The organism is Pseudomonas fluorescens, assembly GCF_902497995.1.
GTDB lineage: Bacteria > Pseudomonadota > Gammaproteobacteria > Pseudomonadales > Pseudomonadaceae > Aquipseudomonas > Aquipseudomonas fluorescens_BK.
Genome location: NZ_CABVII010000038.1, coordinates 20,713 through 47,552 on the forward strand (window position 1 = coordinate 20,713; position 26,840 = coordinate 47,552).

Here is a 26,840-nt window from a genome sequence, read left to right on the forward strand (position 1 = left end):
CGCTAACGAAATTCATTTCGTTTCGTTGAACAGTTCGCGACCGATCAGCATGCGCCGGATCTCACTGGTGCCCGCACCGATTTCGTACAGCTTGGCGTCACGCAGCAGGCGCCCGGCGGGGAATTCGTTGATGTAGCCATTGCCGCCGAGAATCTGGATCGCATCGAGGGCCATTTGCGTGGCGCGTTCGGCGCTGTACAGGATCACCCCGGCGGCGTCCTTGCGCGTGGTTTCGCCGCGCTCGCAGGCCTGGGCCACTGCGTACAGGTAGGCGCGGCTGGCGTTGAGCTGGGTGTACATGTCGGCGACCTTGCCCTGGATCAGCTGGAATTCGCCGATGCTCTGGCCGAACTGCTTGCGGTCGTGGATGTAGGGCACGATCAGGTCCATGCAGGCCTGCATGATCCCGGTCGGGCCGCCGGACAGCACCACGCGCTCGTAGTCGAGGCCGCTCATCAGCACTTTCACGCCACCGTTGAGCATGCCGAGGATGTTCTCTTGCGGCACTTCCACGTCATCGAAGAACAGCTCGCAGGTGTTGGACCCGCGCATGCCCAGCTTGTCGAATTTGTTGCTGCGGCTGAAGCCTTTGGAATCCCGTTCGACGATGAACGCGGTGATGCCGTGGGGGCCCTTTTCCAGGTCGGTCTTGGCGTAGATCACGTAGGTGTTGGCGTCCGGACCGTTGGTGATCCAGGTCTTGCTGCCGTTGAGCACGTAGTGATCGCCGCGCTTGTCGGCGCGCAGCTTCATCGACACCACGTCGGAGCCGGCATTCGGCTCGCTCATGGCCAGGGCGCCGATGTGCTCGCCGCTGATCAGTTTCGGCAGGTACTTGGTTTTCTGCTCGTGATTGCCGTTGCGGTTGATCTGATTGACGCAGAGGTTGGAATGCGCGCCGTAGGACAGCGCCACCGAAGCCGAGCCGCGGCTGATTTCTTCCATGATCACCACGTGAGCCAGGTAGCCCAGGCCGGCACCGCCGTACTCTTCCGGCACGGTGACGCCCAGCAGGCCCATGTCGCCGAACTTGCGCCACAGGTCGGCCGGGAACAGGTTGTCGATGTCGATCTGAGCGGCGCGCGGGGCGATCTCCTTGGCGACGAAGGACTGAACCTGATCGCGCAGCATGTCGACGGTTTCACCGAGGGCAAAATTCAGGGATGGATAGCTCATGGGGCACCTTTTGGCTTTTTTGTAGGGTAGGGGAGGGTCGTGATCCGCTTCTCACCTTTACGTTAACGTAAACCTGAGACGAATGGCTGTCAATCACCCTTTACGTTAACGTCAACTTAGGCGACATTAGAGCCAGCTCAAGATGTAAACACGGACCACCCCCCGTAGGAGCGAGGCTTGCCCGCGAAAGCGTCAGATCAGTCAACATCAATGTTGAACGTGCCGACCTCTTCACAAGCAAACCCGCCCCACAGGAAACCGTCCGCAGCTGAACCCTGTAGGAGCGAGGCTTGCCCGCGAAGACGTCAGATCATTCAACATCAATGTCGAACATGCCGACCTCTTCACAAGCAAACCCGCCCCACAGGAAACCGCCCGCAGCTGAACCCTGTAGGAGCGAGGCTTGCCCGCGAAGACGTCAGATCATTCAACATCAATGTCGAACATGCCGACCTCTTCACAAGCAAACCCGCCCCCACAGGAAACCGTCCGCAGCCCATTAATAAAGACAACAGGGGTCATCATGGATCAACCCACTGCAAGCCCGCAGCGCAGCTACACCCGCGGTTCCCAGGACAAAGCCTTGCTGGCGATGACCATCGGCCAGGCGTTCGACAACACCGTCGCGCAGTACCCGACCGGGGAGGCGCTGGTCGTGCGCCACCAACAACTGCGTTACACCTGGCAGCAATTGGCCGACGCCGTGGACCTGCACGCCAGGGCGCTATTGGCCCTGGGCCTGCAGACCGGTGATCGCCTCGGCATCTGGGCCCCCAACTGCGCCCAGTGGTGCATCAGCCAGTTCGCCAGCGCGAAAATCGGCGTGATCCTGGTCAACATCAACCCGGCATACCGCAGTTCCGAACTGGAATACGTACTCAAGCAATCCGGCTGCCAATGGCTGGTCTGTGCCGGCGCCTTCAAGACCTCCGACTACCACGGCATGCTGCAAGGCCTGGTGCCGGAACTGGCGGAACACGCCACCGGCCAATTGCACAGCGAACGCCTGCCGGACCTGCGCGGGGTAATCAGCCTCGACGCCCAGCCGCCAGCGGGTTTCCTGCCCTGGTCCCAGCTGACCGATCTCGCGAGCAGCGTGTCCGCCGAGCAGCTGCACGAACGTCAGGACAGCCTGCATTTCGACCAGGCAGTGAACATCCAGTACACCTCCGGCACCACCGGTTTCCCCAAGGGCGCGACCCTCAGCCACTACAACATTCTCAACAACGGCTACATGGTCGGCGAAAGCCTCGGCCTGACCCACGAAGATCGGCTGGTGATCCCGGTGCCGCTGTATCACTGCTTCGGCATGGTCATGGGCAACCTGGGCTGCATGACCCACGCCAGCACCATGATTTACCCCAACGACGCGTTCGATCCGCTACTGACCCTGACCACCGTCGCCGAAGAAAAGGCCACCGCGCTCTACGGCGTACCGACCATGTTCATCGCCATGCTCGACCAACCCCAGCGCGCCGAATTCGACCTGTCGAGCCTACGCACCGGGATCATGGCCGGGGCCACCTGTCCGATCGAAGTGATGCGCCGGGTCATCAGTGACATGCACATGAATGAAGTGCAGATCGCCTACGGCATGACGGAAACCAGTCCGGTGTCGTTGCAGACTGGCCCGTCGGACGAACTGGAGTTGCGCGTCACCACCGTCGGCCGCACCCAGCCGCAACTGGAAAGCAAAATCATCGACGAGGCGGGCAACCTGGTGCCGCGCGGCACCATTGGCGAGCTGTGCACCCGCGGCTACAGCGTGATGCTCGGCTACTGGAACAACCCGCAAGGCACCGCGGAAGCCATCGACCAGGCCGGCTGGATGCACACCGGCGACCTGGCGAGCATGAACGACCAAGGCTACGTGTGCATCGCCGGTCGCAACAAGGACATGATCATCCGCGGCGGTGAAAATGTTTACCCACGGGAGCTGGAAGAATTCTTCTTCACCCACCCGGCCGTAGCCGATGTGCAAGTGATCGGGATCCCGTGTTCGCGCTACGGCGAAGAAATCGTCGCCTGGATCAAATTCCACCCCGGCCACAGCGCCACCGAGCAGGAACTGCAAGCCTGGTGCAAGGAGCGCATCGCCCACTTCAAGACGCCGCGTTACTTCAAGTTCGTGGAGGAGTTCCCGATGACCGTGACCGGCAAGATCCAGAAATTCCGCATGCGCGAGATCAGCATCGAAGAATTGCGCATCAACAAAACCTGACCACATTCCCTGGTGGACCTGATGAACCCGGTTGACCTGATGAGCCCGGTGGATCTGGCGAACCTGTAGGAGCGAGCGATGCGGCGACCCGACTTGCCCGCGAAGAACGATGACGCGGTTTGCCTGTGAAATCGCGGCGTTCCCTTCTGTAGGAGCGAGGCTTGCCCGCGAAGAACGATAACGCGGTTTCCCTGTTAAATCGCGGCGTCCCCTTCGCGGGCAAGCCTCGCTCCTACAGGCACAGGCACAGGCACAGGTACAGGTACAGGTACAGGCAGTGGGATGGGTGAGCGGGAGAAATACCGGCACAATTTGGCGAAACGCAGAAAGCACAAAGGGGAGCCGAAGCTCCCCTTTAATTTTGTCGTCACGTGCTCTTTTTTTATTATTGAGGGGCGGTCTGTTTTTGTTTTTGGCAACCGTGACCCTTTACCGCTGTTTTTATCGATCCCCATCCGGGATCAAGAGCAAACGTATTTTTTTGAGCGCTGATCTACTTTCTCGCCAAGCGATCCAACCAGTTCGGGAGCTACCTGAAGGTAGTTTTATTATTCTCTGTCCGGTTGCGGGTCACTCCGAAAAGCACCCTGAAAAGCACATCCTCTCCAAAAAAATCTGTTAGCTGCGTCTCTGCCGTGTTGTTTTTGTTATGTCAGAGTCGTTACGTCTTATTTTTATTAGGTGTGTCGCGTTTTTTTTTGTTCTTGTTATGCCATAGAGATAGCAGAACCCGTGCCAACTTTTTAAAACCCTTTAAAATCAATGAGTTGAGTTTTATGAGGTTTTTTCAGTGGGCCAGATTCGGCAGATTTGTTTCCGTGTTACTCGCTTGCCCCCCACATTCCTGTCCCTGCGGTAACACCTCGACACACCCGCGTACTCACTGCGCGCTACGAGCCCTGGCCACGCGCGAACCGCTGGCGCGTCCCAGCACCGTGCTGATTTGCTGGCCTGCCACAATCAAGGCCTCGAGGTCGATTCCGCTGTCGATGCCCAGGCCGTTCAGCAGGTACACCACGTCTTCGGTGGCCACGTTACCGCTGGCGCCCTTGGCGTAGGGGCAGCCGCCGAGGCCGGCGATGGAGCTGTCGAACACCGCGACCCCTTCCAGCAGACTGGCGTAGATATTGGCCATGGCCTGGCCATAGGTGTCATGGAAGTGCCCGGCGAGTTTTTCCCGCGGCACATCGGCCGCCACCACTTCAATCAGCTTGCGGGTGGCACCGGCCGTCCCGGTGCCGATGGTGTCGCCCAGGGACACTTCGTAGCAGCCCATGGCGTAGAGCTCGCGCGCGACCCGGGCCACTTGCTCCGGAGCGATGTGACCTTCGTACGGGCAGCCCAGCACACAGGACACATAACCCCGCACCTTCACGCCGTGCTGTTTCGCCGCGTCCATGATCGGCACGAAACGCGCCAGGCTTTCACTGATCGAGCAATTGATGTTGCGCTGGGAAAACGCTTCGGACGCCGCGGCGAACACCGCCACCTCCTTGACCCCAGCGGCCACGGCATCTTCAAACCCGCGAAGATTGGGCGCGAGTGCCGCATAGGTCACCCCGGGCTTGCGCTGGATCTGCGCGAAGACCTCGGCGGAACCGGCCATTTGCGGCACCCATTTGGGCGAGACGAAACTGCCGACTTCGATATAGCCCAGGCCTGCGGCGGTCAGGGCATCGACCAGCTGCACTTTATCCGCGACGCTGATGGGTTGGGCTTCGTTTTGCAGACCGTCGCGAGGGCCGACTTCGACCAGGCGTACGTGAGTGGGTAGGGACATGGGATTGACCTGTTGTTATGGACGACATCGTTCGAATGTGGGAGCGGGCTTGCTCGCGAATGCGGATTTACATTCAACATTGATGTTGGCTGACACACCGCATTCGCGAGCAAGCCCGCTCCCACAGTAGATTGTGTGGACCTATTGAACCGCTTGCTGACTCTTGATCGTCTGCTCCAACGCCTGGCTGCACCGCTCCTGCGCCGTATCCAACTCCAGCTTCATCTGCTCGATATCAAGCATCTGCTGCTCAAGCTGTTCCCGACGCTCGGCGATTTTGTTCAGCATGGTCTGCAGCTGTTTCTGATTACCGCCAGTAGGATCGTAAAGCTCGATCAACTCACGGCACTCGGCCAGTGAGAAACCGATGCGCTTGCCCCGCAGGATCAGCTTCAAGCTGACCTTGTCCCGGGGCGAATAGATGCGTTCCTGGCCACGCCGCTCAGGGCTGAGCAGACCTTGCTCTTCATAAAAGCGAATGGCCCGGGTCGTGATGTCGAGCTCGCGGGCGAGGTCGGAAATGCTATAGGTCTGGCTGCTCATGGAAGCGCTCGAAAAAGGTCATGGCGCTAAGCTAATGGCAGGTTGACGTTTACGTCAAGGGGCGGCTCATCACACCATCGGTATCTACACATCTTGCAGTACACACGAATAGTAGGGAGGGGGCTTGTCCACAGCGATTTAGGTTGACCAACACTCTTGTGTATGACGCAAAACCTGTGGGAGTGGGCTTGCCCGCGATGGCGGTGTGTCAGCCGACAGAGATGCTGGATATGCCGGCCTCTTCGCGGGCAAGCCCGCTCCCACAAGGATCTCTGGCGGTCACAAAATCTGAGTTTCCGCCAGCCCACTATGGGAGCGAGCTTGCTCGCGAAGGCGGCGTGTCAGGCGACATCAATATTGACTGAGCCGCCATCTTCGCGAGCAAGTCGGATCGCCGCACCGCCACTCCCACAAGGGATCGTCGGTGAACACAAAATCGGCGTTCACACCGGCCCACTGTGGGAGCGGGCTTGCTCGCGAAGGCGGCGTGTCAGGCGACATCAATATTGACTGAGCCGCCGTCTTCGCGGACAAGTCGCATCGCCGCTCCCACAGGTTCCTCGCCTTAACTGACTGGCATTCGCCTCACAAAAAAAACCGGGCGCATCAGCGCCCGGGTTTTTACCTTGAGAAGGCAATTAGCGGTTAAACCGCTCCACCAACGAATACTGGGTATTCGCCGTCTTCGTCAGCTCTTCACTCAACAACGCCGAATGTTGCGCCTGCACCGACGTCTGGTCCGCCAAATGCGAAATGTTGCTGATGTTGCGGCTGATTTCTTCAGCCACCGCACTTTGCTCCTCGGTCGCCGCCGCAATCTGCGTGGCCATGTCGGTGATGTGGGCCACCGCTTCACTGATCCCCACCAGCGCCTGATCCGCCTCCAGCACCCGCGCCACACCTTCCTCGGCCTGGCGATGCCCGGCCTCCATGGTTTGCACCGCAGTGCTGGCGGTGTGCTGCAGCTTGGCGATCAGCGCGTGAATCTGCCCGGTGGATTCACTGGTGCGTCGCGCCAATTGCCGCACTTCATCGGCCACCACCGCAAACCCGCGCCCCATCTCACCGGCACGCGCCGCTTCGATGGCCGCGTTCAACGCCAGCAGGTTGGTCTGGTCGGCGATGCCCTTGATCACATCCACCACGCCACCGATTTCGTTACTGTCCTTGGCCAGCTGGGTCACGGTCAAACCGGTTTCCCCGACCACCCTCGACAAGCGCTGAATGGCTTCACGGGTTTCCCCGGCGATGTCACGACCGCGACCGGTCAGGCGATTGGCTTCCTGCGTCGCATCCGCCGTGCGCTGCACATGGCTGGCGACTTCCTGCGTGGTCGCCGCCATCTGGTTGACCGCCGTCGCCACTTGCTCGGTTTCCACGCGCTGGCGCTCCAGCCCGGTGGAGCTGTTGTGCGCCAGGGTGTCGGACTGTTTCGCTTGCTCGCTCAGGTGCTCGGCGGTGTCCTGCAGGCGGGTCAGGCAGGTTTTCAGGCGGGCTTCCTGACTGAGAATCGACATCTCCAGCCGCGCCTGAGCGCCGCGACTGTCGGTGTACATCTGCGCAATCAACGGGTCCGACGTGGTCTGCTCGGCCAGGCGCAACAAACGCTTGAGCCCGCGCTGCTGCCAGCGCAACCCCATCAGACCCAGCGGCACCGACAGCCCGGCGGCGAGGGCAAAGCCCCATTGCGAATTGAGCGACGCCCCGATCAGGAAACCCAGCTGGCTGACCAGAATGAACGGCAACCAATCCTGCAGCACCGGCAGCCATTTATCCGAGGAGGGCACGGCAGACTTGCCCTGGTTGAGGCGCTGGTAAAGGGCTTCGGCACGGCGAATCTGTTCGGCCGTGGGCTTGACCCGCACCGACTCGTAACCCACCACCTGCCGGCCTTCGAACACCGGCGTGACATAGGCGTTGACCCAATAATGATCGCCGTTCCGGCAGCGATTCTTGATAATGCCCATCCATGGCAAGCCTTGTTTCAACGTGCCCCACATGTGCGCGAACACCGCAGACGGCACGTCGGGGTGACGCACCAGATTATGCGGCGCACGAACCAGCTCCTCCGGAGAAAACCCGCTGACCTCGACAAAGGCGTCGTTGCAGTAGCTAATCTCGCCCTTGGCATCGGTCGTCGAAATCAACCGTTGCTGAGCCGGGAAGGTCCGTTCGCGTTGAGTAATGGGCTGGTTGTTACGCATGGCTATAGTCGATCCGTGAGGCTTTGACAGGGTGTCGGCGCGGTCACGGATTTGTTGAGTTTTTATTTTTCATCCCCCCTAAACACCCCCCGAAGCCCGCGGCCGCAACCGCTGCCCAATCACCTCCAGCACATCACACCCATCCCGCAACGGCACGGCGCAGAGCAAGGCAAAGTCACTGAGAATGAACGACTCGCACTCGATCGAACCGCGCATGGACAGGTTTTCCAGCACCTGGGTCACGGCCTGAATCCGATGGTTGGCCGCGTCGACCAGCACATCCAGTGGCGCCTGGGTATCGATGAAGAGGGTGGGCATGTCGCTGCAATTGCTGGTGAGCGCCTTGAAGCGGTTTTCCGGGTGAGGGGTTGGTTTTATGTAGGGTGAGTCGGAAGTACTCGATGTCATTTTTCAGGTGCCTTGGAGAATGAGTTCAAGCTACCAACGACCTTTCCTTCGGGCTTGGGTGGCAGCCGCACGCGGGAGTAGGAAACTGAGGAAACACACCAAACTCAGCCACGTCGAAACGTGCCCCGCGCACGGCCGTCGCGACGATTTACGGACACGAATCAAGTTCCGAAATCAAACGACAGCGCCGGTGCGCGACGTATTTCCAAGGGTTCCTACACCCCGCCACCGCATTGGCAGTGACAGCGAAAGACTACCCATGCAGCACACTGCGCACCAGTTCATGCAAACCGCTAAAACTTGAAGGAAATCTCCGACAACTACGTCATGAAATTCCATTGGCCCCAAGACCCACTCCGCCAACAAATCCCGCTCCCCAAAATCGACGCAACCCCACAGAAGCAAGGCATTGCCCTAATGCCAGTCAGTTAAGCGAATGCGGCCTACGGTAGGAGCGAGCTTGCTCGCGATGGTCGTTAACGATAACGCGTGTTTGCTGGTTAAACGCGGCGCTCTTGAGTCCATCGCGAGCGAGCTCGCTCCTACAATTTCCTTAACCGACTGGCATTGAGGCTTGCCCGCGATTGATCGCAGTCACCGCGAAGTATGATGTCTGAGCGCTGAGTTGAAATGAAAAATGTCCGTGTCGTGAGATGCGGGCATTTTTTTGGGCCGGAATTTATGTTGAATGACAGGCCGCCTTCGCGGGCAAGTCGGGTCGCCGCACCGCTCGCTCCTACAGGTTAGCGTCGAGCCAGGAATGAATGGTCGACATCACCTGTAGGAGCGAGCGGTGCGGCGACCCGACTTGCCCGCGAAGGCGATATCCAAGACAGCAAAAATCTTGAACCAGGCAAAAAACCAACGTATGCCAGTGACAAGGATGCTGAATGTGCCGACCTCTTCGCCAGCAAGCCGGCTCCCACAGGGGTTCTTCTGTGAATACAGAATATGTGTACGACAGAGATCAACTGTGGGAGCGGGCTTGCTCCGGGCGGCGTTCCGACGAAGGCGGTATGCCAGTGACAAAGATGCTGAATGTGCCGACCTCTTCGCCAGCAAGCCGGCTCCTACATTTCCACCAATGATGGCTATGTGCTTGACGCCACCCAACGCTGTCGTAGACTTCGCCGATCCGTCTGGGAGTCACGGTTATGCCGCGTTTTGGAAGTTGGGTAGCAGGATTTGCCTTTGTAACCTGTGCAGCAGCAGTACAGGCCCAACCCCCGGCACCAGAGGACCCGTTGCTGGAAAACAGCCCGGGCTCTGCGCGGGCGGGCAGTGAAGCCCGTGGCGTGCTGCGGGCTCGTGATCAGGCGGTGCTCGCCAGCGAGTTGCCGGGGCGGATCGTCGAGTTGCCGTTCAGCGAGGGGGAGTCGTTCAAGAAGGGCGATACCCTGGCGCGTTTCGATTGCTCGAGTTTTCAGGCGCAGCTCAATGCGGCCCAGGCGGCCAGTCGTGGGGCGGGCGAAGAGCTGGCGCACAACAAGCAACTGGCGGCACTGAATTCGGTCGGACGCTTTGAAGTGGCGCGGGCTGAGGCCAAGGTCAGCGAGACCCAGGCCCAGTCCCTGGTGTATCAAGTTCAGGTCAAGCGCTGCAGCGTACTCGCGCCGTTTGATGGCCAGGTGGTGGAGCGCAAGGTCCAGCGCTATGAAAGCGTTGCTGCCGGTGCGCCATTGCTGGAGGTGGTCGACAACCGGACCCTGGACATTCATCTGCTGGTGCCGTCGCGCTGGATGAGCAAGCTCAAGCCCGGCCAGACCTTCAGTTTTGTGCCGGATGAAACCGGTCAGCCACTGGCTGCCACGGTCAAGCGCCTCGGGGCACGGATCGATGAAGGCAGCCAGACCTTGCTGCTGGTGGCGACGTTGCCAAGTGCCACCGGGCTGTTGGCTGGCATGAGCGGCACGGCGCATTTCGCGGAGTTCAAGTGAACGCCCCGGTAACGGGCGGCGCCGAACAGGTGTTTGCCCGTTTTCTTGACCTCGAACGACAGACTCGCGCGGCCCGCACCCCGGCGCAATTGGCCTACAGTCTGGTCAACGACGGCCAGGCACTGTTCGGTTTTCGGCATGCGGCGCTGTTGATCACCGGCAAGGTGCAAGCCGTGACCGGCGTGAGTGTGGTGGAGCCGAACGCACCGTTCGTGGCGTTCGTCGAGCAGGCGGTGGCGCAGTTGTTCAAACTCGATGTCCTGAAACAGGCGCGGGTGATCCCCCCTGATGTCCTCAGCGAGTCGGTCCGGGCGGATTGGCAAAGTCTTTCTGCCGCGCAGGTGTTCTGGCTGCCGCTGGTGGATCATCAGGGCGAAGTGTTTGGCGGCCTTTGGCTGGCCCGGGACAGTGTGTGGACCGGTTCCGAACAGGTCTTGCTGTCGCAGCTGGGCGACACGTACAGCCATGCCTGGCTGGCGCTGCAACCGCGAAAACCGTGGCGGCTGCGCTGGACCCATAAACGTCAGCTGGCGCTGTTGGCGGTGGTGCTGCTCGGGTTGTTGATTCCGGTGCGTCAATCGGTGCTGGCACCCGCCGAAGTCGTGCCAATGGGCGGCCGGGTGGTGGCGGCGCCGCTGGATGGGGTGATTGTGGAATTCCTGGTCAAACCCAATCAACGGGTAAAAACCGGCGATCTGCTGTTGCGCTTCGAAAACACCACGCTCAAGGCCCAGCTCGATGTGTCCGAGCGTGCCTTGGGCGTGGCTGAGGCCGAACTCAAGGCCAATTCCCAGCGCTCATTCACCGATGCCGAATCCAGTTCGAACATTGACTTGCTGGCGGCACGGGTCGAACAGAAACGCGCCGAACGCAATTACGCACGCGAACTGCTCAGTCGCAGCGAAGTACGCGCCGAGCGCGATGGCATCGCCGTATTTGCCGACGCTGACCGCTGGACCGGCAAACCGGTACAGACCGGCGAGCGCTTGATGGAAATCGCCGACCCGAACCAGGCCGAGCTGCGCATCGAATTGGCGGTGGGCGATGCGATAGCGTTGGCGCCAGGGGCGCAGGTCGCGCTGTTTCTGGACAGCGACCCCTTGCAACGGCATCTGGCCAGACTCGAACGTTCGGCCTACGAAGCGCAGCCCACCGCCGGTGGACAGCTGGCCTATCGACTGGACGCCCGTTTCGACGCGGCCCCCCCACGTATCGGCTTGCGCGGCACCGCCAAAATCCTGGGTGATCGCGCACCGCTGGCGTTGTATTTGCTGCGCCGGCCTCTCGCCGGGTTGCGTCAAAGCGTGGGCCTGTAGATGAGCCTGCCGAGCCTGCGGGCAGACTTGCAACTGTCGGCGGCGGCCCCGGCCCTCGACGGCTCACCGCGCTGGACCCTGGCCGATCCGGTACGCGGGCGCTACTTCAAGCTCGGCACGGCGGCGATGCGCCTGCTGCGCCATTGGTCCCTGGGCGAGCCCGAGCAGGTATTACGCGCGGCCAACCGCGAACCGGGGTTAGCGCTGGACGGCGCCGAGCTCGATCAATTGCTGGGGTTTTTGCGCAGTCACGACCTGATCACCGCCCTCGACCCACAACAACGCAACAGTTACAGCCTCAAAGCCTGCGCCCTGCGCCAGTCATGGTGGCAGATCCTGCTGCACCAATACCTGTTTTTCCGCATCCCGCTGTGGCGCCCGGACGCGTTTCTGGACCGCGCCTGGCCCTGGCTTGAGCGTTTCGGCCCGCGAGCGTTGCGCTACGGATTGCCGGCGACGCTGCTGCTCGGGGTGTTCCTGGTGTCTCGGGACTGGCAACGCTTTATCGGCACCTTCCCGCATCTGTTCAGCCTCGGCGGTGCACTGGCGTTCGGCCTGGCGTTGCTCTTCGCCAAGCTCTGCCATGAATTCGGCCACGCGTTCATGGCCAAGCGCGCCGGCTGCCGGGTGCAAAGCATGGGCGTGGCGTTCATGGTGCTGCTGCCGATGTTTTACACCGATGTCAGTGACGCCTGGCGGGTCAATGATCGTCGTGCCCGGCTGCTGATCGGCGCGGGCGGCGTACTGGCGGAATTGCTCCTGGCCTGTCTCGCTTTGCTGGCCTGGTCACTGCTGCCTGAAGGTCCCGGCCGCACGGCGGCGTTCATGCTCGCCGGTGCCACCTGGATCACCACGCTGGTGATCAACCTCAACCCCTTCATGCGCTTCGATGGGTATTTTTTGCTCAGCGATTTATGGGAGGTGGATAACCTCCAGGAGCGGGCCTTTGCCCTGTGCCGCTGGCGTCTGCGTGAGGCCTTGTTCGGCTTTGGTGCGCCGGCGCCGGAGCCCTGGTCGCCGTCGATGCAACGCCGTTTACTGATCTGGGGTTACGGCTCGTGGCTATGGCGCGCAGTGCTTTTTTTCGGGATTGCACTGGCGGTGTATCACCTGTTCTTCAAGCTCTTGGGCATCTTGCTGATGCTCGTCGAGTTGCTGTGGTTCATCTTCCTGCCGATCGTGCGCGAGTGGCGCGAGTGGTGGACCCGGCGCGACCAGGCCCACGCGCCTCGGGTGTTGCGCAGTGCCCTGGGGCTGGTGGCGCTCGTTTTGCTGCTGGTCGTGCCATGGCGCAGCGCGGTGGAAATGCCGTCGATGCTCGAAGCGGCCCGCGTCAGCACCTTGCATGCGCCGGTGGCGGCGCGGGTCAAACAGGTGAATGTCAGCGATGGCCAGTCAGTCGCTCAGGGTGACGTATTGATCGAGCTGGAATCACCCGACCTCGATTCACGCCAGGCCATCGTGCGGCGGGAAATCCAGATCCAGCAATTGCAGATGCGTCGTCAGGCCAGCCGCAGTGAAACCGCCGCCGATGCCGGGATCGTCGAGCAGCGGTTGGCCGCGGCGGTGGCCGAGTACCGTGGTTTGGCCGCGCAACGTGAGCGTTTGCTGATTCGCGCACCGCAGACCGGCAAGGTACGGGACCTGTTACCGCAGTTGAATGCCGGCCGCTGGTTGTCGCCCAAAGAGCCGCTGGCCAGCGTCATCGAAGAGGGCGTGCGATTGCGCGGTTATCTGGCCGAAGCCGAGCTGTGGCGGGTCGCTCCGGGGGCTCGGGGGCGATTTATCGCCGATGACCCGATGCACCCGGCCGTCGCGGTCCAGCTCAGCGAAATCGATGCCAATGGCGCCCGGCTCATCGAGCTGGAAGCGCTGACGTCAGATCACCACGGACCGATTGCCGTGCGCCGCGACCAGCATCAGCGGCCGGAGCCGGTTCAGGGACAATACGCGGTGCGCCTCGTCACGCTGGACCCGCTCGCCACCCCGACGCAGCCCTTGCGCGGTGTGGTGGTGATGCAAGGCCGCAGTGAGTCGTTGCTGGGAACGGCCTGGCGTCGAGTGGCGGCGCTGGGGGTAAGGGAGAGTGGTTTTTAGCGCAGGCAGACCGCGCAACGCCGATAGCGTAATGCCTGTAGGAGCAAGCTTGCTCGCGATGGGCTCAAGAGCGCCACGATTAACCAGTAAAAACACGCGTAATCGTTAACGACCATCGCGAGCAAGCTCGCTCCTGCGAACGGTATTACACCGATAGCGAGGGCGATCGGGTGGTCGTCCAGTGCCACCGACGGGCCCATTTTCCCGCCTCCATGGAGGTTTGTAGACGCAAGCTCAATCTTTTTGAAGCGTCTGGCTCAGTGCTTTCAGACAATACAAGGCAATTTGACAGCAAATTGACATCATGTGCGCTATCCGGCACAGGAAGCATCGACTACGCTGTGATCGAGAAAGGAACTTCGACTAGGGTGAAGGGATGCAGCAGTACCATTTTATCTCCGGTTTGCCACGCTCAGGGTCCACCCTGCTGTCTGCCATCTTGCTGCAAAACCCGCGCTTTCATGCCGGGATGACCAGCCCGGTCGGCTCACTGTTCACCAGCGTCCTGGCCCAGTGCAGCGCCGGGAGCGAATTCGGTGCGGTGATCGACACCCCATTGCGTCGTCGCCTGTTGCGCGGGCTGTTCGACTCCTACTATGCCGAGCTTGCCCACACACCCGTCATCTTCGACACCAACCGTCAGTGGTGTTCGCGTCTGCCTGCGTTGCATGAGCTGTTTCCCAAGGCCAAAACCATTGCCTGTGTGCGCAACGTCGCCTGGGTGATGGACAGCATCGAGCGCCTGTACCGCGCCAACCCGTTCGAGAACACCAAGCTGTTCAACGACGAAGAAGAGCGCAGCACCGTTTACAGCCGTTGTGAAACCCTGGCCCAGCGCAATCGCCTGGTGGGCTTCGCCTGGACGGCGCTCAAAGAAGCCTACTACGGCGAACACGCCGACTCGCTGCTGATCGTCGATTACGACTTGCTCAGCCAGGCGCCTGAGCGGGTGCTGCGCCTGGTGTACGATTTCATCGGCGAGCCCTGGTTCGAGCATGATTTCAATAACCTCGTCTACGATGCGCCGGAGTTCGACCAGGCGCTCGGCGTGTCGGGGCTGCACCGGGTCAAACGCCAGGTGGCACTGCAGTCCCGGCGAACGATCCTGCCGCCGGACCTGTTCGACAAATATGCCGCGCTGTCCTTCTGGCGCGATGGGGCCTCCAGCGCCGCCAATGTCATTCGTATGAAGTCCGACGCCGCGATCAGTTGATCGCGGCTTTTTACTGGCAATCATAAAGTTTGAGTTCGGGTGACTAGCATGTGGTGGAAAAACGGCAAATCGCACCAGGCCCAGGGCGCTCGTGTGCTGGTATCGCCCATGATCATGTCACTGGAGCCGCGAATGCTGTTCGACGGTGCGGTCGCGGCCACGGTGGCCGATACCGCCCAGGCCGATGGCCCCACCACGGCCGACGCGGCCAGGCCGCCGACCACCGACCAACCGGCCGCCGCCGGCCAGGGCACCCACGACCAGGCCGACGCTGCGCCCGCCACTGCGCCCGTTGCCGTGCCGGGCCAGAGCGTGGTGTTCGTCGATGCCAGGGTCAAGGAGGCCGACAGCCTGCTCAACGGCGTGGCGCCCGGCACCCAGGTGGTGCAACTCGACGCCACCCGGGACGGTTTGCAGCAGATTGCCGACTACCTGGACACCCATCAGGGCATCAGCTCGGTGCAGATCATCGCCCATGGCAACGCGGGGGATCTGTGGCTGGGCGACAGTTACCTGTCGGTCGACAACGTCGCGGCCCGCAGTGCCGTGCTGGCGGACATCGGCCAGGACATGAACGCCGGCGGCGACATCCTGATCTATGGCTGCTACACCGCCGAAGGCCAGCGCGGCTTGAGCTTCATCGATTCCCTGGCGCAGTTGACCGGCCGTGACGTCGCCGCCTCCAGCAATCGCACCGGCGTCGGCGGCGACTGGAACCTGGAAATCGCCACCGGCAACATCGAAAGCGCCAACGTCCTCTCGACCACGGCCATGAGCGACTATCAATGGGGCCTGGCGACATGGACGGCCAGCAACAACGCGAACACGGGCGTCGGCTCGTTGCGTGCCGCCATCGCCTCGGCGCAGAACGGCGATATCGTCACCTTCAACGCCAGCATGACGGTGCAACTGACCTCCGAACTGCTGATCAACAAAAACATCACCGTTGATGGCGACTTGAACAACGACGGCGCAGCTGACGTGATCCTCGATGGTCAGTACAGGACCCGGGTGATTGAAGTGGCGGCTGGCAGTACCGTGACCCTCGATGGCCTGGTGATCACCCGTGGCCTGGTGTCGGGTGATGGCGGCAACGGTGGCTATGGCGCCACGGGCGCGATGGCCGGGGGGATTTTTAACGCAGGGAATCTGACCCTGAACAACGTCGCCGTGACCGCCAACGGCGCTTCCGGTGGCGGCGGTGGCGGCGGTGTCAGGAGCTCTTTTTACGGCGGCGGTGGTGGCGGTGGCGGGGGACTGGGCGGTCAGGGCGGTGGGCATGGTGGCACGGCGGGGCCGGGCACCGGCACGTTGGGCGGTGGGTCGGGCGGCGGCGGTATTGGCGGTTACGGCGGCGGTTATGACGCGACTCACATGGGCGGTCGTGGTGGTACCACCACTGGCGGAGCCGGGGGGATTGGCGTTTCCTATTACAGCAACGGCGGCGATGGTGCGACGGCCAGCAATGGCACGATCTCCATTGGCGGCGGCGGTGGCGGCTCCGGTTGGAGCAGGGAGGGTGGGGCCGGTGGCAACGCGGTGGGCGGCATTTACAACGCCAACACCGGTACGCTGACCATTGTCGGCACGTCATACATTACCAACAACATTGGCGCCGGCGGTGGCGGTGGCGGCGGTGGTGGCTATGGCGGCACTGCCTCCAATGGCGGCATCGGTGGCCGGGGCGTCGGTGCGATCTGGAACAAAGGCACACTGCTGATCACGGCCGCCAACTTCGCGGCCCTGGCCGGTAATGCCGCGGGCAGTGGTGCCGGTGGCACGGCGCTGGGCGGGGGTACAACCGGTGCCTCACCGAGCTCCGTCGCGAACCTCTACAACGACGGCGGCGTCCTCAACACGGCGTATTCGCCGGCGCCGACCGCGACTATCGTGGTCGCTGACACCACACTGAAAATCGGCGAAACGTCCCTGGTGACGATCACCTTTTCCGAGGCCGTGACCGGTCTCACCAACGCTGACCTGACCCTCGCCAACGGCAGTTTGAGCGCCGTCAGCAGCGGCGATGGCGGCGTCACCTGGACCGCGACATTTACCCCTACCGCCAGCATTTCCGACACGACCAACGTCATCACCCTGGACAACTCCGGGGTGATAAATGGTCTGGGCACCGCTGGCGTCGGTACCACCCATTCCAACAACTACATCGTCGATACCGTCCGCCCGACGGCCAGCATCGTATTGACCGACACGGCCCTCAAGATCGGCGACACCTCGCTGGTGACCATCACCTTCAACGAAGCGGTCACCGACTTCAGCAACGCCGACCTGACGATTGCCAACGGCATCTTGAGCGCAGTGAACAGCAGCGACGGCGGCGTCACCTGGACCGCCACCTTCACCCCGGCCGCCAGCACGACCGACACGACCAACCTGATCACCCTGGCCAACACCGGGGTCAGCGACCTGTCGGGCAACGCCGGTAGCGGCACCACCGATTCCAACAACTACGCCATCGATACCGAGCGGCCGACCGCGACCATTGTGGTGGCCGACAACAGCCTGAGCATCGGCGAAACCTCGCTGGTAACCATCACCTTCAGTGAAGCGATCAGCAGTTTCACCAACGCCGACCTGACCATTACCAACGGCACGTTGACCTCGGCGAGCAGCAGCGACGGCGGTGTCACCTGGACAGCAACGTTCACACCCACCGCCAGCATCACCGACGCGACCAACCTGATTACCCTGAACAACACCGGGGTCAGCGACGCGGCGGGCAACGCCGGTAGCGGCACCACCGATTCCAACAACTACGCCATCGATACCGTGCGGCCAACAGCAACCATCGTGGTCACGGACACGGCGCTGAGAATCGGTGAAACGTCCCTGGTGACGATCACCTTCAGCCAGGCGGTGAGCGGTTTCACCAACGCCGACCTGACCATTACCAACGGCACCCTGAGCTCTGTGAGCAGCAGCGACGGCGGTGTCACCTGGACCGCGACTTTTACGCCGACCAATGCCATCACCGACACGACCAACCTGATCACCCTGGACAATACCGGGGTGACTGATGCGGCCGGCAATGCTGGCAGCGGCACCACCGACTCCAATAACTACGCCATCGACACCGCGCGGCCGAACGCGACCATTGTGCTGGCCGACCCCATACTGAGTGCGGGCGAAACCTCGCTGGTGACCATCACCTTCAGCGAGGCGGTGACGGGGTTCAGCAACGCCGACCTGAACGTCGTCAACGGCACCCTGAGCGCGGTGAGCAGCAGCGACGGCGGCATCACCTGGACCGCGACCTTCACCCCAACCCTTGGCGTGAATGACGCCAGCAACGTCATCACCCTGGCCAATACCGGCGTGGTCGATATGGCTGGCAACACCGGCAGCGGCACGACCAACTCTGGCAACTACACGATCGATACCGTTCGGCCGACGGCCACCATCGTGGTCGCCGACAATGCGCTGAAAATCGATGAAACCTCGCTGGTGACCATTACCTTCAGCGAAGCGGTGAGCGATTTCAGCAACACTGACCTGACCATTGCCAACGGCACCTTGAGCGCGGTGAGCAGCAGTGACGGCGGTATCACCTGGACCGCAACCTTCACGCCGACCAGCGCCATCACCGACACCAGCAACGTCATCACCCTCGATAACAGCGGTGTGCAAAACGGCTCGGGCAACGCCGGCATCGGCACCACCGACTCCAACAACTACGCCATCGACACCGTGCGCCCAACCGCCACGATCGTGGTCGCGGATGCGGCACTGGCGGTGGGTCAAACATCGGTGGTGACCTTCACCTTCTCCGAGGCGGTGACCGGCTTTACCTTGGCCGACCTGACGGTGAGCAACGGTATCCTGAGCAATCTGAGTACCAGCGATAACATCACCTATACCGCGACCCTGACGCCGACGGCGAGCATTACTGACACGACCAACCTGATCACCCTGGACAACACCGGGCTGACTGATGCGGCCGGTAACGCTGGCAGCGGCACCACTGATTCCAACAACTACGCCATCGACAGCCAACGCCCGACCGCTACGATTGTGCTGGCCGACCCCACACTGAGTGCGGGCGAAACCTCTCTGGTGACCATCACCTTCAGCGAGGCGGTGACCGGTTTCAGCAATGCCAACCTGACGATCGCCAACGGCACCCTGAGCGCAGTCAGCAGCAGCGACGGCGGCATCACCTGGACCGCGACCTTCACCCCAACCCTTGGCGTGAATGACCCGAGCAACGTCATCACCCTAAACAATACTGGCGTGACCGACGTGGCTGGCAACACCGGCAACGGCACGACCAACTCTGGCAACTACACGGTCGATACCGTCCAGCCGACAGCCACCATCGTGGTCGCCGACAACGCACTGACAATCGGTGAAACGTCCCTGGTGACGATCACTTTCAGCCAGGCCGTGAGCGGTTTCACCAACGCCGACCTGACCATTGCCAACGGCACCTTGAGCGCGGTGAGCAGCAGTGACGGCGGTATCACCTGGACCGCGACCTTCACCCCGACGGCCAGCACCACCGATACGATCAACCTGATCACCCTGGACAATACCGGCGTGCAGGCTGCCGCCTCCGGGAGCGCCGGCAGCGGCACCACCGACTCCAACAACTACGCCATCGACACCGTGCGCCCAACCGCCACGATCCTGGTCGCGGATGCGGCACTGGCGGTGGGTCAAACATCGGTGGTGACCTTCACCTTCTCCGAGGCGGTGACCGGCTTTACCTTGGCCGACCTGACGGTGAGCAACGGTACCCTGAGCAATCTGAGTACCAGCGATAACATCACCTATACCGCGACCCTGACGCCGACGGCGAGCATTACTGACACGACCAACCTGATCACCCTGGACAACACCGGGGTGACCGATGCGGCCGGCAACGCTGGCAGCGGCACCACCGATTCCAACAACTACGCCATCGACAGCCAACGCCCGACCGCCACGATTGTGCTGGCCGACCCAACCCTGAGTGCGGGCGAAACCTCGCAGGTGACCATCACCTTCAGCGAGGCGGTGACGGGGTTCAGCAACGACGACCTGACGATTGTCAACGGCACCCTGAGCGCCGTCAGCAGCAGTGGCGGCGGCATCACCTGGACCGCGACCTTCACCCCAACCGTGGACGTCAATGACCCGAGCAACATCATCACCCTGGCCAATATCGGCGTGACCGATGTGGCTGGCAACACCGGCAACGGCACGACCAACTCTGCCAACTTCACGATCGATACCGTGTTGCCGACAGCCACCATCGTGGTCGCCGACAACGCACTGAACATCGGTGAAACCTCGCTGGTGACCATTACCTTCAGCGAAGCCGTCACTGGTTTCTCCAACGCCGACCTGACCATTGCCAACGGCACCTTGAGTGCGGTCAGCAGCGGCGACGGCGGCGTCACCTGGACAGCCACGTTTACCCCATCTGCCAGCACGACCGACGCGACCAACCTGATCACCCTGAACAATACCGGCGTGCAAAACGCTTCGGGTAATGCCGGCACCGGCTCTACCGACTCCAACAACTACGCCATTGACACCGTTCGGCCGACGGCCACCATCGTGGTCGCCGACACTGAGTTGAGAATCGGTGAAACCTCCCTGGTGACCATCACCTTCAGTGAAGCGGTCAGCGGTTTCACCAACGCCGACCTGACCATTGCCAACGGCACGCTCAGCGCCGTGAGCAGCAGCGACGGCGGCATCACCTGGACGGCAACCTTCACCCCGAGCGCCAGCATCACCGACACGACCAACCTGATCACCCTGGACAACACCGGGCTGACTGATGCGGCCGGCAATGCTGGCAGCGGCACCACCGATTCCAACAACTACGCCGTCGACACCGCGCGGCCGAACGCCACCATTGTGCTGGCCGACTCCACACTGAGTGCGGGCGAAACCTCGCTGGTGACCATCACCTTCAGCGAGGCGGTGACCGGTTTCAGCAACGCCGACCTGAGCATCGCCAACGGCACCCTGAGCGCAGTCAGCAGCAGCGACGGCGGCATCACCTGGACCGCGACCTTCACCCCAACCCTTGGCGTGAAGGACACCAGCAACGTCATCACCCTGGCCAATACCGGCGTGGTCGATATGGCTGGCAACACCGGCAGCGGCACGACCAACTCTGGCAACTACACGATCGATACCGTTCGGCCGACGGCCACCATCGTGGTCGCCGACAATGCGCTGAAAATCGGTGAAACGTCCCTGGTGACGATCACTTTCAGCCAGGCCGTGAGCGGTTTCAGCAACGCCGACCTGACCATTGCCAACGGCACCTTGAGCGCGGTGAGCAGCAGTGACGGCGGTATCACCTGGACCGCGACCTTCACCCCGACGGCCAGCACCACCGATACGATCAACCTGATCACCCTGGACAATACCGGCGTGCAAAATGCTTCGGGTAATGCCGGCACCGGTACCACCGACTCCAACAACTACACAATCGACACGACGCCGCCGATCGCGACCATCGTGGTCGCCGACACTGAGTTGAGAATCGGCGACACCTCCCTGGTGACCATCACCTTCAGTGAAGCGGTCACCGGTTTCACCAACGCCGACCTGACGATTGCCAACGGCACCTTGAGCGCCGTGAGCAGCAGCGACGGCGGCATCACCTGGACCGCCACCTTCACGCCGAGCGCCAGCATCACCGACACCACCAACCTGATCACCCTGGACAACACCGGGCTGACTGATGCGGCCGGCAACACCGGCAGCGGCACCACCGATTCCAACAACTACGCCATCGATACCCTGCGGCCAACAGCCACCATTGTGCTCGCGGACACGGCACTGAACCTCGGCGACACCTCGCGGGTAACCATCACCTTCAGTGAAGCGGTCAGCGGTTTCACCAACGCGGATCTGACCATTGCCAACGGCACCTTGAGTGCAGTCAGCAGCAGCGACGGCGGTGTCACCTGGACAGCCACCTTCACACCCACCGCCCGCATCACCGACACGACCAACCTGATCACCCTGAACAACACCGGGGTCCGCGACCTGTCGGGCAACGTGGGTAGTGGCAGCACCGATTCCAACAACTACGCCATCGATACCCTGCGGCCAACAGCAACCATTGTGCTCGCGGATACGGCACTGAACCTCGGCGACACCTCGCGGGTAACCATCACCTTCAGTGAAGCGGTCAGCGCTTTCAGCAACGCCGACCTGACCCTCGCCAACGGCACCTTGAGCGCGGTCAGCAGCAGCGACGGCGGCATCACCTGGACCGCAATCTTTACCCCGAGCGCCAACATCACCGACACCAGCAACCTGATCACCCTGGACAACACCTGCATCGCCGACCTGGCGGGCAACGCCGGCAGCGGCACCACCGACTCCAACAACTACACAATCGACACCCTGCGGCCAACGGCCACCATTGTGCTCGCGGACACGGCACTGAACCTCGGCGACACCTCGCGGGTGACCATCACCTTCAGTGAAGCGGTGAGCAGTTTCACCAACGCCGACCTGAGCATTGCCAATGGCACGCTCAGCGCGGTCAGCAGCTGCGACGGCGGCATCACCTGGACCGCCACCTTCACCCCGAGCGCCAACATCACTGACACGACCAACCTGATCAAGCTGAACAACACCGGGGTCAGCGACCTGTCGGGCAACGCCGGTAGCGGCACCACCCACTCCAACTACTATGCCATCGACACGCTCCGCCCCACCGCGACCATTGTACTGGCCGATACCACACTGACAGTGGGCGAAACCTCGTTGGTGACCATCACCTTCTCCGAGGCGGTGCGCGGTTTCAGCAACGCCGACCTGAGCATCGCCAACGGCACCCTGAGCGCGGTGAGCAGCAGCGACGGCGGCATCACCTGGACCGCGACCTTCACCCCGAGCGCCAGCATCAACGACACGACCAACCTGATCACCCTGGCCAACACCGGGGTCAAAGACCTGTCAGGCAACACCGGCAGCGGCACCACCCACTCCGGCAACTACACCATCGATACCGTATTGCCGACGGCCAGCATTGTGCTCGCGGATACGGCACTGAACCTCGGCGACACCTCGCGGGTGACCATCACGTTCTCCGAAGCGGTGAGCGGTTTCAGCAACGCCGACCTGAACATCGGCAACGGCACCCTGAGCGCGGTCAGCAGCAGCGACGGCGGCATCACCTGGACCGCAACTTTTACGCCGACCAGCGCCATCACCGACACCCGCAACGTCATCACCCTGGATAACGGCGGCGTGCAAAACGCTTCGGGCAATGCCGGCACCGGCACCACCGATTCCAACCACTACGCCATCGACACGGCGCGGCCGACCGCGACCATCGTGGTCGCCGACACCACGCTGAGCATCGGCGAAACCTCCCTGGTGACGATCACCTTCAGTGAAGCAGTGAGCGGTTTCAGCAACATCGACCTGAGCATCGCCAACGGCACCCTGAGCGCAGTGAGCAGCAGCGACGGCGGCATCACCTGGACCGCCACCTTCACCCCAACCGCCAACATCACCGACACCAGCAACCAGATCACCCTGGACAACAGCTGCATCACCGACCTGGCGGGCAACACTGGCCGCGGCACCACCGACTCCAACCATTACGCCATTGACACCGCGCCGCCGACCGCGACCATCGTGGTGGCGAATGTCCACTTGGGCATCGGAGAGACGACCACTGTCACCATCTCCTTCACCGAAGCGGTATCGGGTTTCGACCTGTCGGACCTCAGCGTCGCCAATGGCACCCTGTCCAATCTGCTCAGCCATGACGGCGGCAAAACCTGGACCGCGACATTGACGCCGACCAGCAACGTCAGGATGGTCAATAACGCAATCAGTCTAAACATCGCGGGCGTCAGTGACGGCTCGGGCAATGCCGGCAGCGGCACCCGCCAGTCGAACGACTATGCGATCGACACCGTGCCAGCGCCACCGACGACGGTTGTGATAGTGCCCCCGAATCCGGAGTCCCGCGTCTCGCCACCGCTGACCGTGCCCGATCAACCCCAGCAACCCCAGCAACCCCAGCAACCCCATCTGCCGCTGCAACCGACCCTCTTCGTCGCACCCACCGGCACGCTGACCTCGCCACTGACCTTCGCGCCGTTGTTCGAGGAGCGGGTCCTCGGCGATGGCCTCCGGCCGCTGGGGGATATTTTCATCAGTCGCGGGGCATTTTCCCAGAGCATGATTGCCCAGGTGTTCAGCGGCAGCACTAGCGCGGGCAACGGTTCGGGCCATGGCTTCCTCGGTGTTGGCGGCGGTGATGGCGGGGTGTTTGGCACCAGCACGCTGTCGAGTCTGTTCCATCAATCCACCGACCCCGAGCGCGATTCGCTGGAGTCCTTCGGCAAGGATTCGATCCGGGGCGGGGATCTTTCCCAGGGGCTGCGTGGAGCGTTCAGTGCGCCGACCCTGGGTCAGCAATTGCAAGCGCTTACAGACACCGAGCGACGGCAGATCAGTAGCCTGGCCGCCGCTTTGCGACAAGTCGGCATCAGCGAAATGAAGGCTTGAAAACACACATGAATCAGTGCGGTATCCAGGGGCGATCCAAGGATGAAAAGAAGTCAAAAGTTATTCGGCGCCAGCTTGCTGACACTGGTCATCAGCGGATGTGCAGTCAAAAGTGAGCCGATCGAACGCAGCGCCAGTGAGCAGCGCGCCAAAAGCGACCTGCAGAACATGTACACCGGCCAGGAGCCCCTCAGTGGCCCCCTGACCTTGCACCAGGCCATGGCCCGCGCGGTGAAATACAACCTTGAAGGCCGGCTCAAGATCATGGAAGAGGCCTTGGCCAAGCGCCAACTCGACCTGGCCAGCTTCGACATGCTGCCGCGCATGGCCCTGGATGCAGGCTATGTCGGGCGCAACAACGTCGGCGCCTCCAGCAGCCAGAGCGTGCTGACGGGCACCCAGTCCCTGGAACCGTCGACCTCCCAGGATCGCGACCGTCGGGTGGCCGACCTCACCATGGTGTGGAACGTTCTCGACTTCGGCGTCAGCTACATCAGCGCCAAGCAACAGGGCGACCAGCGACTGATCGTCCAGGAACGCCGCCGCAAGGTAATCAACACCATTGTCCAGGACGTGCGCTCGGCCTATTGGCGCGCGATGGCCGCCGAACGGCTGCTGACGCAGATCGACAGCCTGATGGCGCGGGTCGATACCGCGCGCAGCAATAGCCAGCGCATGAGCCAGCAACGTATCGGCGATCCGGTCGTGTCGTTGGGCTACCAGCGCTCGCTGATCGAGGCGACCCGTCAGTTGCAGGAGCAGCGCCGCGCCTTGTCGTTGGCCAAAACCGAACTGGCGACCCTGATCAACCTGCCCATGGGCACCGACCTGAAGTTGGCGACCGCGGACGATTACGCGTTACCGCAATTGAAAGTCGACATGGCCAGCCTGGAACATGAAGCGCTGACCAACCGTCCGGAGCTGCGCGAGCAGGATTACCAAGCCCGCATCAGTACCGCTGAAACCCGTAAGGCCATGCTACGGCTGTTGCCGGGCCTGGAGTTTTCGGCGGGGGGGCATTACGACAGCAACTCGTTTCTGGTCAACGAAAAGTGGGCCGATTATGGGGTAAAGCTGACCTGGAACCTGTTCAACGTGATCTCCGCGCCGGCCGCGATCAACGTGGCCAAGGCCGGCGAAGAAGTCGCCAAGGCCCGTCGCCAGGCCATGTCCGTAGCCGTGCTGGCCCAGCTCTACGTCGCCAACGCCAACTACCGGGAGGCGCTGCATCAGTTCCAGACCAACCAGGAACTGTCGAGCATCGACGGCCAGATTCTGGGGCAGTTGCGCAATCGTCATCAGGCGGCGAGCCTCGGTGAACTGGACCTGATCCAGGGCGAACTGAACACCCTGCAGGCGGACTTGCGTCGGGACCTGTCCTACGCCGACTTGCGCAATGCCTACGGTCAAATCTTCGCCAGCGCCGGCCTCGACCCGATGCCGGAAGAAGTGCATTCCACCGAAGTCCAGTCCATTGCCACCGCGCTGGCCAATCGTGAAGCCGCCTGGGCGTCGGGCAACATTGCGGTGACGACTTATGCCCCAGCCCAATAACCTGCTGGCGCCGAGCGCCAGCGTCAGCCGTGAACAACGCGAAGCCCGCAACGGCCATCGCGGCCTGTCGATATTGCTCACCGGTTTACCGGCGGCGGGCAAGTCGACATTGGCCCAGGCGCTGCACGCCGAGCTGTTCGAGCGGGGAGTGCAGAGCGTGGTACTCGATGGCGACGGCCTGCGGGTCGGCCTCAACCGCGACCTGGGGTTTACCGACAGTGATCGCCAGGAAAACATCCGGCGTGCCAGTGAACTGGCTGCATTGCTGGTGGAAAACGGGCAGATCGTCATCCTGGCGATGATCGCGCCGTTGGTGGAACTACGGGATATTTTCGCCCGGCGCCTCGGCGAGGATTATCGCGAAGTCTGGTGCCGCGCCGATCTGGCGGTGTGCGAACAGCGTGACCCGAAAGGTCATTACGCCCGCGCTCGTCGTGGGGATTTGGCAGGGTTCACTGGCATCTGCGCGCCTTACGAAACGCCGCTGTCCGCGTCGCTGGTGCTTGATACCGGTGTGCAGTCGGTGGAGGCGTGTCTCGACCGACTGCTGAACTGGCTCGGTGAATGTGCGGTGCTGCCGAAGCGATGAGCTGGACTGTGTTCTTGCGTATGCCGGCGGCGGATGCGTTGACCTGACTGGCGTCGGGTCGGGTGAACCGCTGTTGCGCGCGTCTTGGCGATGGGATAATCGGTGGCAAAGGCTTGCAGGTTCTGCCGTTGGAGAATGCTAATCGTTAAATACCTTGAATGAAAACCCGCCATCGGCGGGTTAATGAGATGGTCACCCCCAACACCCTGCGAGGGCTACGCTTTCGCAGGGTGTTTTGTTTTCGGAGGCCATCATCATGAGCGAGTCAGCATTAATCGGTATCGATCTCGGCAAACACAAC

13 protein-coding genes are annotated in these 26,840 nt (G+C 62.0%); 8 read left to right on the forward strand and 5 right to left on the reverse strand.

The window, feature by feature from the left end; translation table 11 throughout:
* Window positions 1-12 precede the first annotated feature (12 nt).
* The gene (locus tag F8N80_RS29040) at window positions 13-1,176 is read right to left on the reverse strand and encodes an isovaleryl-CoA dehydrogenase (protein WP_150785239.1); all 1,164 of its coding nucleotides are present in this window, start codon (window positions 1,174-1,176) and stop codon (window positions 13-15) included.
* Window positions 1,177-1,699: 523 nt separating this feature from the next.
* On the opposite strand from F8N80_RS29040, the gene F8N80_RS29045 reads away from it, so the two are divergent.
* Window positions 1,700-3,397 carry an AMP-binding protein gene (locus F8N80_RS29045; protein ID WP_150785240.1) on the forward strand — a complete coding sequence of 566 codons (1,698 nt, stop codon included), beginning with the start codon at window positions 1,700-1,702 and terminating at the stop codon, window positions 3,395-3,397.
* Between the two features lie 880 nt (window positions 3,398-4,277).
* Here F8N80_RS29045 and F8N80_RS29050 read toward each other — a convergent pair.
* The 4 genes from F8N80_RS29050 to F8N80_RS29085 form a co-directional block, all read right to left on the reverse strand.
* The gene (locus tag F8N80_RS29050) at window positions 4,278-5,177 is read right to left on the reverse strand and encodes a hydroxymethylglutaryl-CoA lyase (protein ID WP_150748915.1); all 900 of its coding nucleotides are present in this window, start codon (window positions 5,175-5,177) and stop codon (window positions 4,278-4,280) included.
* 141 nt (window positions 5,178-5,318) lie between these two features.
* Window positions 5,319-5,720, reverse strand: a complete 402-nt coding sequence (locus tag F8N80_RS29060) for a MerR family transcriptional regulator (RefSeq protein ID WP_128869613.1) — start codon at window positions 5,718-5,720, stop codon at window positions 5,319-5,321.
* Window positions 5,721-6,358: 638 nt separating this feature from the next.
* Window positions 6,359-7,924, reverse strand: coding sequence for a methyl-accepting chemotaxis protein (locus F8N80_RS29080; protein ID WP_150785241.1), 1,566 nt, complete (start codon window positions 7,922-7,924; stop codon window positions 6,359-6,361).
* Window positions 7,925-8,002: 78 nt separating this feature from the next.
* Window positions 8,003-8,332: a hypothetical protein gene (locus F8N80_RS29085; protein WP_150785242.1), complete on the reverse strand. Its 330-nt coding sequence runs from the start codon at window positions 8,330-8,332 to the stop codon at window positions 8,003-8,005.
* Between the two features lie 1,154 nt (window positions 8,333-9,486).
* On the opposite strand from F8N80_RS29085, the gene F8N80_RS29090 reads away from it, so the two are divergent.
* The 7 genes from F8N80_RS29090 to cysC all read left to right on the forward strand — a co-directional run bounded on the left by F8N80_RS29090 (window position 9,487) and on the right by cysC (window position 26,539).
* Complete coding sequence (locus F8N80_RS29090) at window positions 9,487-10,269, forward strand: efflux RND transporter periplasmic adaptor subunit (RefSeq protein WP_150785243.1); 783 nt, start codon at window positions 9,487-9,489, stop codon at window positions 10,267-10,269.
* Entirely contained in the window at window positions 10,266-11,585 is a 1,320-nt protein-coding gene (locus F8N80_RS29095) for an efflux RND transporter periplasmic adaptor subunit (RefSeq protein WP_150785244.1), read from the forward strand. The genes F8N80_RS29090 and F8N80_RS29095 overlap by 4 nt, the downstream gene beginning before the upstream one ends.
* Entirely contained in the window at window positions 11,586-13,682 is a 2,097-nt protein-coding gene (locus F8N80_RS29100; RefSeq protein ID WP_150785245.1) for an HlyD family efflux transporter periplasmic adaptor subunit, read from the forward strand.
* Window positions 13,683-14,058: 376 nt separating this feature from the next.
* Complete coding sequence (locus tag F8N80_RS29105) at window positions 14,059-14,895, forward strand: sulfotransferase family protein (RefSeq protein WP_150749137.1); 837 nt, start codon at window positions 14,059-14,061, stop codon at window positions 14,893-14,895.
* 48 nt (window positions 14,896-14,943) lie between these two features.
* Window positions 14,944-24,396, forward strand: coding sequence for an Ig-like domain-containing protein (locus F8N80_RS29110; protein ID WP_150785246.1), 9,453 nt, complete (start codon window positions 14,944-14,946; stop codon window positions 24,394-24,396).
* A gap of 42 nt (window positions 24,397-24,438) precedes the next feature.
* Window positions 24,439-25,950 (forward strand): TolC family protein, encoded by a 1,512-nt coding sequence (locus F8N80_RS29115; RefSeq protein ID WP_150785247.1) that lies wholly within the window; start codon window positions 24,439-24,441, stop codon window positions 25,948-25,950.
* Window positions 25,934-26,539, forward strand: a complete 606-nt coding sequence (gene cysC / locus F8N80_RS29120) for an adenylyl-sulfate kinase (RefSeq protein ID WP_150785248.1) — start codon at window positions 25,934-25,936, stop codon at window positions 26,537-26,539. Before F8N80_RS29115 ends, cysC begins: the two co-directional genes overlap by 17 nt.
* Window positions 26,540-26,840 lie beyond the last annotated feature (301 nt).

Excerpts from the sequence above, each read along its gene's own strand:
- F8N80_RS29040 (WP_150785239.1), bottom strand. The coding sequence starts at position 1,176 with ATGAGCTATCCATCCCTGAATTTTGCCCTCGGTGAAACCGTCGACATG.
- F8N80_RS29045 (WP_150785240.1), top strand. The coding sequence starts at position 1,700 with ATGGATCAACCCACTGCAAGCCCGCAGCGCAGCTACACCCGCGGTTCC.
- F8N80_RS29050 (WP_150748915.1), bottom strand. The coding sequence starts at position 5,177 with ATGTCCCTACCCACTCACGTACGCCTGGTCGAAGTCGGCCCTCGCGAC.
- F8N80_RS29060 (WP_128869613.1), bottom strand. The coding sequence starts at position 5,720 with ATGAGCAGCCAGACCTATAGCATTTCCGACCTCGCCCGCGAGCTCGAC.
- F8N80_RS29080 (WP_150785241.1), bottom strand. The coding sequence starts at position 7,924 with ATGCGTAACAACCAGCCCATTACTCAACGCGAACGGACCTTCCCGGCT.
- F8N80_RS29085 (WP_150785242.1), bottom strand. The coding sequence starts at position 8,332 with ATGACATCGAGTACTTCCGACTCACCCTACATAAAACCAACCCCTCAC.
- F8N80_RS29090 (WP_150785243.1), top strand. The coding sequence starts at position 9,487 with ATGCCGCGTTTTGGAAGTTGGGTAGCAGGATTTGCCTTTGTAACCTGT.
- F8N80_RS29100 (WP_150785245.1), top strand. The coding sequence starts at position 11,586 with ATGAGCCTGCCGAGCCTGCGGGCAGACTTGCAACTGTCGGCGGCGGCC.
- F8N80_RS29105 (WP_150749137.1), top strand. The coding sequence starts at position 14,059 with ATGCAGCAGTACCATTTTATCTCCGGTTTGCCACGCTCAGGGTCCACC.
- F8N80_RS29110 (WP_150785246.1), top strand. The coding sequence starts at position 14,944 with ATGTGGTGGAAAAACGGCAAATCGCACCAGGCCCAGGGCGCTCGTGTG.
- F8N80_RS29115 (WP_150785247.1), top strand. The coding sequence starts at position 24,439 with ATGAAAAGAAGTCAAAAGTTATTCGGCGCCAGCTTGCTGACACTGGTC.
- cysC (WP_150785248.1), top strand. The coding sequence starts at position 25,934 with ATGCCCCAGCCCAATAACCTGCTGGCGCCGAGCGCCAGCGTCAGCCGT.